Origin of the sequence: Mesorhizobium sp. M7A.F.Ca.ET.027.03.2.1 (genome assembly GCF_003999175.1) — a bacterium.
Taxonomy (GTDB): Bacteria; Pseudomonadota; Alphaproteobacteria; order Rhizobiales; family Rhizobiaceae; genus Mesorhizobium.
Window position 1 is genome coordinate 1 of the sequence record NZ_RZOM01000092.1, and the last position, 10,007, is coordinate 10,007.

Consider the following 10,007-nt stretch of genomic DNA (forward strand, 5'->3'; position numbering starts at 1 on the left):
GTCGTGGTCTCCTTGGCCGTTTCGTTCAGGGTTTGTCAGTGTTGATGCGTGGACGCGCCAATGTGGTGAGCGCGCGGGCGGAGTCAATAGCACAGCATTGACAGAAAATCACCCTGATCGCTGCCCTGCACCAAACAAAGAACATAGTGAGCACTTTTCGCCACGCCACCGGCTGTGTCACAAGACCGGCTTGAGGAAAAAGCCATGAACGCCACGCCCCCAATCTTTCTGGATGTAGATGGATCGCGCATCGCGGTGCGCCGCACGGTTGGCTCGGCGCCCGGCATCGTCTGGCTCGGCGGCTACAAGTCGGACATGCTGGGCACGAAGGCGCAGACGCTGTCGGACTGGGCCGCAAAAGAGGGCCGCGCCTTCCTGCGCCACGACTATTCAGGCCATGGCGAATCCGGCGGCGCCTTTGCCGACGGCACGATTTCGACATGGCTTGCGCAGAGCCTCGCCGTGTTCCGGCATTTCACCAAGGGCAAGCAGATCCTGGTCGGCTCCTCGATGGGCGCCTGGATCGCGCTGCGCATGGTGCAAGAGTTGCGCAAGGCAGGCGATAGCAACGTCGCCGGCCTGGTGCTGCTGGCGCCGGCGCCGGATTTCACCGCCGAACTGATCGAACCGGCGCTGACCAAGGCGCAGAAGCGCGATCTCGCCAAAAAAGGTTTCTTCGAAGAGCCGTCGGACTATTCCGCCGAGCCCTACATCTACACGCGCGCCCTGATCGAGGACGGACGCAACAACCTGACAATGACAGGCCCGATCGACACGCATTGCCCGGTGCACATCCTGCAGGGACTGGCCGATGCGGACGTGCCGGCAAGCCATGCGCTGAAGCTGGTCAGCCTGCTGCCGGCCGACGACGTGACACTGTCGCTGATCCCTGACGGCGACCACCGCCTGTCGCGGCCGCAGGATCTCGACATGCTGGTGCGAGCCGTCGACGCGATGGCGCAGAGGGGAAACTGATGCGCCTTTCCATTCCGATACACGCGTTCGTCGCGGCAATCGTCGGCTTTGGCGGCACGCTGGCCATCGTCATCGCCGCCGCCAACGCAGTCGGCGCAACGCAGATCGAGACGGCAAGCTGGGTTACGACCATCTGCCTGGCCATGGCGATCGAGAGCCTGTGGCTCTCCTGGCGCACGAAGATGCCGGTCATCACCGCCTGGTCGACGCCGGGCCTGGCGCTGATCGCGGCATCGAGCGGCTTTTCGATGGGCGAGGCCGTCGCCGCCTTCATCGTCACCGGCATCCTTCTGATCGCCACCGGCCTGTTCCGGCCGCTGACGAAGCTAATATCGAGGATACCGCCCTCCGTCGCCTCGGGCATGCTGGCCGGCATCGTCGTCACCTTCGCGCTCAATGCGGTAAAGACCATTCCTGTCGACCCATGGCTGATCCTGCCGCTGATCGCGGCCTTCTTCGTCATCCGGCTGTTCAATCCGGCGCTGTCGGTGCTCGCGGTGCTGATCGGCGGCGGCCTCGCCGCCTTCCTCACCGGCCGTGTCGGCGGCCTGCCGACACCGGAACTGTCGACGCTGACGCTGATTGCGCCCGATTTCACCGCCAAGGCGATGATCGGCCTGGCATTGCCGCTCTACCTGGTCACCATGGCTTCGCAGAACCTGTCCGGCCTCGCGGTGCTGCGCGCCGCCGGCTACCATCCGGAGCCAGGTCCGCTGATCGGCGTTACCGGCCTGTTTTCGCTGCTGTCGGCGCCGTTCGGCGGCTCGACCACCAATCTGGCCGCGATCTCGGCAGCGATCTGCACCGGGCCGGACGTCCATCCCGATCCGGCCGAGCGCTGGAAGACCGGACCGTTCTATGCGCTTGCCTATCTTATCTTTGCGATTTTCGGCGCTTCGCTGGTGGCGATCTTCGCCGTCCTGCCGCAGAGCCTGATCGTGCTGGTGGCGGGTCTGGCGCTGATGGCGTCGCTTGCCAACGCGCTGTCGATCGCGCTCAAGGACGAGGGCGACCGCATGGCCGCCACGGTCACCTTCGTCGTCACCGCGTCAGGGCTGACGCTGTTCGGCGTCGGCGCCGCATTCTGGGGCCTGATTGCCGGCCTGGTCATGCTTTTCCTCGATAGGCTCAAAAAGCGATAATCATTTCAGATGCTTGTCCGGTTTTGGCGGACATTGTCTTGAATCGCCGTTTTTCTCTTCCCATTTCGATTCCACGCAGCCGGGTTTGGCTGTCTCCAACCGAAGGAATGGGAGAAAATGAACACATCTGCATTGATCCGTCCGGCCTGGACGCCGGCGACCATCGCGTTGATGGTTGTGGGTTTCATGGTGTTCTGGCCACTCGGCTTCGCCATGCTTGCCTACATCATCTGGGGCGACCGCCTCGATGGCTTCAAGCGTGACGTCAACCGCGCGACCGACGGCATCTTCGCCGGCTGCCGCCGCGGTTCCGACAAGGCCGCGCGCTGGGGCAATGGCTCCACCCGCACCGGCAACGTCGCTTTCGACGACTGGCGCGAAAAGGAACTTGAGCGGCTGAACGAAGAGCGCCGCAAGCTCGACGAGATGCTGACCCAGTTCGACGAGTATGCCCGCGAATTGCGCCGCGCCAAGGACCAGGACGAGTTCGACCGGTTCATGGCCAACCGCAACAAGTCGACGGCTCCGACGAAGACCGATCCAAGCACCGGAACGACGACCACCAAGCGTGGCAAGGGCTCGAACCTGCTTGACGACTGAGGCCAAGCGACTGGCCACATCGTGAAAAAACGGCGTCGCGCGAGCGGCGCCGTTTCTTTTTTGTTCTAGTCGTTTTTCTCGAATCGCGTATCGTCCCGCCATGACTCTCGGCTTCTTTCGCAATCTGACAAAGCCCAAGCCCACGCCTGTCGTGGAGCGCGAATATTGCGTCGCCGGCCGCACGCTGCCGCTCAAGATCGTCGAGAGCGCCAGGGCGCGCCGAATGACGCTGCGCATCGATTCAGGCGGCCAGGGTCTACGCATAACCGTGCCGCCAGGCCTGCGCCGCGGCGAAGTGGACAGGTTCCTCGAGCGGCACCAGGACTGGCTGGAGCAGCGACTGGCCAAGGTGCCGACGCGGCCACAGGTGCGGCCCGGCATCAGGATCCCGCTGCGCGGCGTGCCGCACCGGATCGTCCATGAACCGTCAAAGCGCGGCACCGTCACCGTGTCGCGCGACGAACGTGGTCCGCTCTTGATCGTGCATGGCGACCGCATACATCTGCCGCGCCGCCTCGCCGATTTCCTCAAGCGCGAGGCCAAGAAGGAAATCGAGAAGCTGGTGGCCAAACACACCGAGGCGCTCGGCAAGCGCGCCAAGGCTATCCGCTTCAAGGACACATCAAGCCGCTGGGGGTCATGCACCTCCGAAGGCAATCTGTCCTTTTCCTGGCGCATCATGATGGCGCCGTCGCCGGTCATCAACTACCTCGTCGCGCATGAAGTGGCGCATCTCAAGGAGATGAACCACGGTCCGAAATTCTGGAAATTGTGCGAAAAGCTCTGCCCCGACACCGATCGCTGCAAGGACTGGCTGAAGCGCAATGGCGGTGCGCTGCAGGCGATCATGTTCGAGTAGATCGCTCAGTCGTCGTTGGCGGCGTTCAAGTCCTCAGGCCGTAGCCCCTCATCGCCATGATGCGGCCACGGCAGGAAATTGCCGTCGAATTCATCGCCGCCGAAATAGTCGAGCGCGCGGTGCGCCTCGGCGCCGTTGAAGGCGGCCTTGTCGATCAGGTGCGCGATGACCTCGCGCGCCTGCGCGATCTTCTGCCTGAGTTCGGCAATTGTCCTGTCGGTCATGATCGTGCTCCCGCCATGTGTCCTATTCATCCATTAGGTAGCGCCTTTGGCCGCGCCGGCAAACAGCATGCTTTTTCTCGACTCTTATCGCTTTTCATGCCAATTCCCGCGCCATGGCACTCGACATCAAGATCTGCGGCTTGAAGACCGACGCGGCAATGGCCGCGGCGCTGGCCGGCGGCGCCAGCCATGTCGGGTTTATCTTCTTCGCCAAAAGCCCACGCTATGTCGAACCCGCCGAGGCTGGCCGTCTGCGCGAGGCGGCGCGCGGCAAAGCGACGGCGGTTGCCGTCACCGTCGATGCCAGCGACGCTTTCCTGGATGAAATCCTTGCCCAAATGCAGCCCGACATGCTGCAACTGCATGGCGCGGAAACGCCCGACCGCGTGGCCGAGGTCAAAGCCCGTTATGGTTTGCCGGTGATGAAGGCGCTGCCGCTCAGCGAGGCTGCCGATCTCGAACGGATAAAGCCATTCATTGGCATATCAGACCGGTTCCTGTTCGACGCCAAGCCGCCGAAAGGCTCAGAACTGCCGGGCGGCAATGGTGTTGCCTTCGACTGGCGCATTCTTGTCGGCCTTGACGGCGGCGTCGATTACATGCTTTCCGGTGGGCTCAACGCCGCCAATATCGGCGATGCCCTTCGGCTTGCCGACCCGCCCGGAATAGACATTTCCTCAGGCGTGGAAAGCGCACCGGGCGTCAAGGATCCGGCGCTGATCGAACAGTTTTTCCGGGCCGTCAGGACCGCGCGGAACACCCGCGCAGCCTAGTAGTGCCTTAAACCAGAGCATGTCCCGGAAAAGTGGGAACCGGTTTTCCGACAAGGACATGCTTCATAAGTCAAGATGCCAGGAGATCGGCGATGAACAAGCCGGCGACACCCAATTCCTTCCGCACCGGACCCGACGAACAGGGCATGTTCGGCATTTTCGGCGGTCGTTTCGTTGCCGAAACGCTGATGCCGCTGATCCTCGACCTGGAGCGGCACTGGAACGAGGTCAAGAACGATGCGGATTTCAGGGCTGAGCTGACTGACCTTTCAACCCATTATGCCGGACGGCCGTCCAAGCTCTATTTCGCCGAAGGCCTCACGAAGCATCTCGGCGGCGCAAAGGTCTATTTCAAGCGCGAGGATTTGAACCACACCGGTTCGCACAAGATCAACAACTGCCTCGGCCAAATCCTGCTGGCCAAGCGCATGGGCAAGAAGCGCATCATCGCCGAGACCGGTGCAGGCCAGCATGGCGTGGCGTCGGCCACGGTCGCGGCCCGCTTCGGCTTTCCCTGCGTCGTCTATATGGGCGCCACCGACGTTGCCCGGCAAAGCCCCAACGTCTTCCGCATGAAGCTGCTCGGCGCCGAGGTCCGTCCGGTGACCGCCGGCCACGGCACGCTGAAGGACGCCATGAACGAGGCGTTGCGCGACTGGGTGACCAATGTCGAGGACACCTATTACCTGATCGGCACCGCCGCCGGCCCGCATCCCTATCCGGAGCTGGTGCGCGACTTCCAGTCGGTAATCGGCACCGAAGCGCGGGCGCAGATCCTCGAGCAGGAAGGCCGACTGCCGGACACCATCATCGCCGCTGTCGGCGGTGGTTCGAACGCCATCGGCCTGTTCCATCCCTTCCTCGACGACAAAGAGGTCCGCATCATCGGCATCGAGGCCGGCGGACGCGGCCTTGACGGCATCGAGCATTGCGCCTCGATGAATGCCGGCGCGCCGGGCGTGCTGCATGGCAACCGCACCTATCTCCTGCAGAACGCCGACGGACAGATCATGGACGGCCATTCTATCTCGGCCGGTCTCGATTATCCCGGCGTCGGCCCCGAGCATTCCTGGCTGCGCGATTCAGGCCGCGTCGAATACGTGCCTATCCTCGACGACGAGGCGCTGGAGGCCTTCAAGCTGACGACGCGCGTCGAAGGCATCATCCCGGCGCTGGAATCCGCGCATGCCATTGCGCATGCGGTGAAGATCGTGCCCGCCATGGACAAGGACCAGATCGTCATCGTCAACCTGTCCGGCCGTGGCGACAAGGACGTGCATACGGTGGCCTCGATGCTGGGTATGGAGATCTAGGCCCCTTTGGACAGTTTCGATTTGGGAGTTGATTATGAGCAAAATTCGTCCAAAGGGCCAGACATGGTGACCCGCATCGACCGCCGCATGGCAAAACTGAAAGCCGAAGGCCGCCCGGCGCTCGTCACCTATTTCATGGGCGGCGACCCTGACTACGACACCTCCTTGTCGATCATGAAGGCACTGCCCGGCGCAGGCTCCGACATCATAGAGCTCGGCATGCCGTTCTCCGATCCGATGGCCGACGGCCCGGCGATCCAGGCGGCGGGCCTGCGGGCGCTGAAGGGCGGCCAGACGCTGGTCAAGACGCTGAAGATGGCGGCCGACTTCCGGACCAGTGACAATGAAACGCCGATCGTGCTGATGGGCTACTACAATCCGATCTACATCTATGGCGTCGACCGCTTCCTCAAGGACGCGATCGCCAGCGGCATTGACGGGCTGATCGTCGTCGACCTGCCGCCCGAGATGGACGAGGAACTGTGCATTCCGGCGCTCAAGGCCGGCATCAATTTCATCCGGCTGGCGACACCGACGACCGACGACAAGCGCCTGCCGAAAGTGCTGCAGAACACGTCGGGCTTCGTCTACTATGTGTCGATGACCGGCATCACCGGCTCGGCGCTGGCCGACACCGGCAAGGTGGCGGCGGCGGTCAAGCGCATCAAGGGCCACACCGACCTGCCGGTCTGCGTCGGCTTCGGCGTCAAGACCGCCGAGCAGGCCCGGGTGATCGGCGCCAATGCCGACGGTGTCGTCGTCGGCACCGCGATCGTCAATGCGGTGGCCAATGTGCTGGGACCGAAGGGCGAGATGACCGCCGATCCGGCCGAAGCCGTCGCCACGCTGGTCAGCGGCCTTGCGCAAGGCGTGCGCTCGGCCCGCCTTGCTGCTGCCGAATAGTTCTCCTACCTCTTCCCAATCCTCGTCAGGACAGGAGCCGAAGCGATGAACTGGATCACCAATTACGTTCGCCCGAAGATCAATTCGATGCTCGGCCGGCGCACCGACATGCCCGAGAACCTCTGGATCAAGGATCCGGAGACCGGCGAGATGGTGTTCCACAAGGACCTGGAATCCAACCAGTTCGTCATTCCCTCGTCCGGCCATCATATGAAGATTTCGGCCAAGGAGCGGCTGAAATTCTTCTTCGATGGCGGCAAATACGAGACCCTGGACAACCCCAAGGTGATGCAGGATCCGCTGAAATTCCGCGACGAGAAGCGCTATGTCGACCGGTTGAAGGACGCCAAGGCCAAGACCGGCCTTGAGGACGCGATCATCAATGCGCTGGGCACCGTCGAGGGTCTGCCGGTGGTGGTCACGGTGCAGGATTTCGCCTTCATGGGCGGCTCGCTCGGCATGGCCGCTGGCGACGCCATCGTGCATGGCTTCGAAGTGGCCCTGCAGCGCAAGCGGCCGCTGATCCTGTTCGCCGCTTCCGGCGGCGCGCGCATGCAGGAAGGTATTTTGTCCCTGATGCAATTGCCGCGGACAACGGTTGGTGTCGACCGGCTGAAGGAAGCCGGCCTGCCCTACATCGTCGTTTTGACCAACCCGACCACGGGCGGCGTGACCGCCTCCTATGCCATGCTGGGCGACGTGCACATTGCCGAGCCCGGCGCGCTGATCGGCTTTGCCGGACCGCGCGTCATCGAACAGACGATCCGCGAGAAATTGCCCGACGGCTTCCAGCGCTCCGAATATCTGATGGAGCACGGCATGGTCGACATGGTCGTATCCAGGCTGGAAATGCGTGAAACGATCGCGCGCCTGCTCAAGATGCTGCTCAAGCTGCCGGAAGAGCAAAAAACGCTGGAGCCGGAAATCCTGCCCCCGGCGGTGGTCGCCGCGGAAGCTCGGCCGCAAGCCTGAAGCGACACGAAGCGCCGCGACCGCGATTGCACGGGTGCTTCGGCGCGCTGTAGCTTTTGATTGCCATGGCCATCCGAAACCGATTCTGGTTTTCACGGCTCATGCGCTAGGATTCTGCCATGACGACGCTTGCCGCCGACCGCGAAATCGAAGCCCTGATGGCGCTTCATCCGAAAGGCTTCGACCTTTCGCTCGACCGCATTTCGCGGCTGCTGGAGCGGCTTGACAATCCGCAGGATCGGCTGCCACCGGTCATCCACATCGCCGGCACCAACGGCAAAGGCTCGTGCGCGGCCTTTTCGCGCGCCCTGCTTGAGGCCGCGGACTACCGCGTCCATGTCCACACCTCGCCGCATCTGGTCAACTGGTATGAGCGTTACCGGCTGGCCGCCGATGGCGGCGGCAGGCTGGTCGAGGACAGGGTTTTCGCCGATGCTATTGCCCGTGCGGCCAGAGCCAATGAAGGCGAGAAGATCACCGTCTTCGAGATTCTCACCGCCGTCACCTTCCTCTTGTTTTCCGAACACCAGGCCGACGCCGCCATCATCGAGGTCGGGCTCGGCGGCCGCTTCGACGCGACCAATGTCGTCAAGGAGCCGGCCGTGTCAGTGATCATGCCGGTGTCGCTCGACCACGAGGCCTATCTCGGGGACCGTGTCGAACTGATCGCGGCCGAAAAGGCCGGTATTATCAAGCCCGGCTGTCCGGTGGTCATCGGCGCGCAGGAGAGCGAAACGGCGCTGCAGGTGCTGATCGAAACCGCCGAGCGGCTTGAATGCCCCACCTTCGTCTACGGCCAGGACTTCCTTGCCTTCGAGGAAAACGGCCGCATGGTCTACCAGGACGAAGACGGCTTGATGGACCTGCCACCGCCCAGGCTGCCCGGACGCCATCAGTTCGCCAATGCGGCGGCGGCGATCGCCGCGGTCAAGGCGGCCGGTTTCGAGATCAGCCATCGCGCCGCCGAAAAGGCGATGATCAATGTCGCCTGGCCAGGGCGTATGCAGAAGCTGATGCAGGGCCGGCTGGCCGAACTGGCACCCAAGGGCGCCGATATCTGGCTCGACGGTGGCCACAATCCGGGGGCCGGCGTGGTGGTTGCCGAAGCGTTGGCCGAGCAGGAAGAGAAGAACCCGCGTCCGCTGTTCCTCATCTCGGGCATGATCAACACCAAGGACCAGAGCGGCTATTTCCGTGCCTTCAAGGGCCTCGCCCGGCATGTCTACACGGTGCCGGTGAGCCTTAGCGAGGCCGGCGTGCCAAACGACGAACTGGCGGTCCGCGCGACGGAAGCCGGGCTGACCGCCGAGCCGGTGAGTTCCGTCGCCAGCGCGCTGATGCTGTTGCGCGACACCTGGGACGGCCCGGCGCCACGCATCCTGATCAGCGGTTCGTTGTATCTGACCGGCGCGGTGCTGGCCGAGAACGGCACCCCGCCGACCTGAAGGCGGATTTTTCTGCGAGGAGCCAGTCATGATCAAGGTCAAGCAACTCGCCCATGTCTGCATCTTCGCCAACGACCTTGAAGCGACACGAAGCTTCTATCGCGACGTGCTGGGCATGGACACCCGCTTCAATTTCCTGCGTGACGGCAAGATTTTCGGGTTCTACCTCGATTGCGGCGGCGGCAGCCATGTCGAGGTGTTCGGGAAAAACGAGGCCCGCTATGGCGACCTGAACCAGATCAACCACTTCTGCCTAGAAGTGGAGAACATTGATGCCGCGATCGCCCACATCAGGTCGAAAGGTGTCGACGTCACCTCAAAGAAACTGGCCTGCGATGACACATTTCAGGCCTGGATCCGCGATCCAAACGACGTGAAAATCGAGTTGTTCGAGTACACCGAAAAAAGTGCACAATTCGCCGGCGGCGACCGCATAGCCGACTGGTGAAAAGCGCCTGCCAGCCCTGACGGCTTACTTCAGCTCGATCTCGATAAAGGCGTATTCGCCTTCATTGGCGTTGATGACGTCGTGCTCGACGCCCTCCTTGCGGAAATAGGGCGCGCCCTTCTTCATTTCGGCGAAGGTCTCGCCGTCCTTGGTCAACAGCTTCACCTTGCCGTCCATCAGCGGCACGACGACATAGTCGTGGCCGTGGCGATGCCAGCCGGTGTTTTCGCCCGGCGCAAAGCGGTATTCGGTGACGATAACGCGCTCATTGTCGATGAAGACGGTGGCCTTGGCGGATCCGGTCATGGGTTTCTCCTGTCTGGCTCAAGCAGATGACATGGAGTGGCCGGACG

General features: G+C 62.9%; 12 protein-coding genes. 10 read left to right on the top strand and 2 right to left on the bottom strand.

The window, feature by feature from the left end:
• Positions 1-204: 204 nt before the first annotated feature.
• The 4 genes from EN750_RS06570 to EN750_RS06585 all read left to right on the top strand — a co-directional run bounded on the left by EN750_RS06570 (position 205) and on the right by EN750_RS06585 (position 3,576).
• Positions 205-975: an alpha/beta hydrolase gene (locus tag EN750_RS06570; RefSeq protein WP_127395953.1), complete on the top strand. Its 771-nt coding sequence runs from the start codon at positions 205-207 to the stop codon at positions 973-975.
• A complete protein-coding gene (locus EN750_RS06575) occupies positions 975-2,117 on the top strand; it encodes a benzoate/H(+) symporter BenE family transporter (RefSeq protein WP_127395954.1) in 1,143 nt (380 codons plus the stop codon). The genes EN750_RS06570 and EN750_RS06575 overlap by 1 nt, the downstream gene beginning before the upstream one ends.
• Before the next feature lie 117 nt (positions 2,118-2,234).
• Entirely contained in the window at positions 2,235-2,717 is a 483-nt protein-coding gene (locus tag EN750_RS06580; protein WP_127395955.1) for a DUF2852 domain-containing protein, read from the top strand.
• A 100-nt stretch (positions 2,718-2,817) separates the two neighbouring features.
• Complete coding sequence (locus tag EN750_RS06585; protein ID WP_127270177.1) at positions 2,818-3,576, top strand: M48 family metallopeptidase; 759 nt, start codon at positions 2,818-2,820, stop codon at positions 3,574-3,576.
• A gap of 5 nt (positions 3,577-3,581) precedes the next feature.
• On the opposite strand, the gene EN750_RS06590 is transcribed toward EN750_RS06585, so the two are convergent.
• Positions 3,582-3,800, bottom strand: coding sequence for a hypothetical protein (locus EN750_RS06590; RefSeq protein WP_127289588.1), 219 nt, complete (start codon positions 3,798-3,800; stop codon positions 3,582-3,584).
• Positions 3,801-3,913: 113 nt separating this feature from the next.
• On the opposite strand from EN750_RS06590, the gene EN750_RS06595 reads away from it, so the two are divergent.
• From EN750_RS06595 to EN750_RS06620, 6 genes are all read left to right on the top strand, one after another.
• On the top strand, positions 3,914-4,573 hold the full coding sequence (locus EN750_RS06595; RefSeq protein WP_127395956.1) for a phosphoribosylanthranilate isomerase: 660 nt from the start codon (positions 3,914-3,916) through the stop codon (positions 4,571-4,573).
• A gap of 92 nt (positions 4,574-4,665) precedes the next feature.
• Complete coding sequence (trpB, locus tag EN750_RS06600; RefSeq protein WP_127380276.1) at positions 4,666-5,886, top strand: tryptophan synthase subunit beta; 1,221 nt, start codon at positions 4,666-4,668, stop codon at positions 5,884-5,886.
• A gap of 63 nt (positions 5,887-5,949) precedes the next feature.
• The gene (gene trpA, locus EN750_RS06605; RefSeq protein ID WP_127395957.1) at positions 5,950-6,789 is read left to right on the top strand and encodes a tryptophan synthase subunit alpha; all 840 of its coding nucleotides are present in this window, start codon (positions 5,950-5,952) and stop codon (positions 6,787-6,789) included.
• Positions 6,790-6,834: 45 nt separating this feature from the next.
• A complete protein-coding gene (gene accD / locus EN750_RS06610) occupies positions 6,835-7,761 on the top strand; it encodes an acetyl-CoA carboxylase, carboxyltransferase subunit beta (RefSeq protein ID WP_013528321.1) in 927 nt (308 codons plus the stop codon).
• 119 nt (positions 7,762-7,880) lie between these two features.
• Positions 7,881-9,206 carry a folylpolyglutamate synthase/dihydrofolate synthase family protein gene (locus EN750_RS06615; RefSeq protein WP_127380278.1) on the top strand — a complete coding sequence of 442 codons (1,326 nt, stop codon included), beginning with the start codon at positions 7,881-7,883 and terminating at the stop codon, positions 9,204-9,206.
• A 28-nt stretch (positions 9,207-9,234) separates the two neighbouring features.
• Entirely contained in the window at positions 9,235-9,654 is a 420-nt protein-coding gene (locus tag EN750_RS06620; protein ID WP_127380279.1) for a VOC family protein, read from the top strand.
• Between the two features lie 24 nt (positions 9,655-9,678).
• On the opposite strand, the gene EN750_RS06625 is transcribed toward EN750_RS06620, so the two are convergent.
• Positions 9,679-9,960 (bottom strand): cupin domain-containing protein, encoded by a 282-nt coding sequence (locus EN750_RS06625; RefSeq protein WP_127323193.1) that lies wholly within the window; start codon positions 9,958-9,960, stop codon positions 9,679-9,681.
• Positions 9,961-10,007: the final 47 nt, after the last annotated feature.

Excerpts from the sequence above, each read along its gene's own strand:
- EN750_RS06570 (WP_127395953.1), top strand. The coding sequence starts at position 205 with ATGAACGCCACGCCCCCAATCTTTCTGGATGTAGATGGATCGCGCATC.
- EN750_RS06575 (WP_127395954.1), top strand. The coding sequence starts at position 975 with ATGCGCCTTTCCATTCCGATACACGCGTTCGTCGCGGCAATCGTCGGC.
- EN750_RS06580 (WP_127395955.1), top strand. The coding sequence starts at position 2,235 with ATGAACACATCTGCATTGATCCGTCCGGCCTGGACGCCGGCGACCATC.
- EN750_RS06585 (WP_127270177.1), top strand. The coding sequence starts at position 2,818 with ATGACTCTCGGCTTCTTTCGCAATCTGACAAAGCCCAAGCCCACGCCT.
- EN750_RS06590 (WP_127289588.1), bottom strand. The coding sequence starts at position 3,800 with ATGACCGACAGGACAATTGCCGAACTCAGGCAGAAGATCGCGCAGGCG.
- EN750_RS06595 (WP_127395956.1), top strand. The coding sequence starts at position 3,914 with ATGGCACTCGACATCAAGATCTGCGGCTTGAAGACCGACGCGGCAATG.
- trpB (WP_127380276.1), top strand. The coding sequence starts at position 4,666 with ATGAACAAGCCGGCGACACCCAATTCCTTCCGCACCGGACCCGACGAA.
- trpA (WP_127395957.1), top strand. The coding sequence starts at position 5,950 with ATGGTGACCCGCATCGACCGCCGCATGGCAAAACTGAAAGCCGAAGGC.
- accD (WP_013528321.1), top strand. The coding sequence starts at position 6,835 with ATGAACTGGATCACCAATTACGTTCGCCCGAAGATCAATTCGATGCTC.
- EN750_RS06615 (WP_127380278.1), top strand. The coding sequence starts at position 7,881 with ATGACGACGCTTGCCGCCGACCGCGAAATCGAAGCCCTGATGGCGCTT.
- EN750_RS06620 (WP_127380279.1), top strand. The coding sequence starts at position 9,235 with ATGATCAAGGTCAAGCAACTCGCCCATGTCTGCATCTTCGCCAACGAC.
- EN750_RS06625 (WP_127323193.1), bottom strand. The coding sequence starts at position 9,960 with ATGACCGGATCCGCCAAGGCCACCGTCTTCATCGACAATGAGCGCGTT.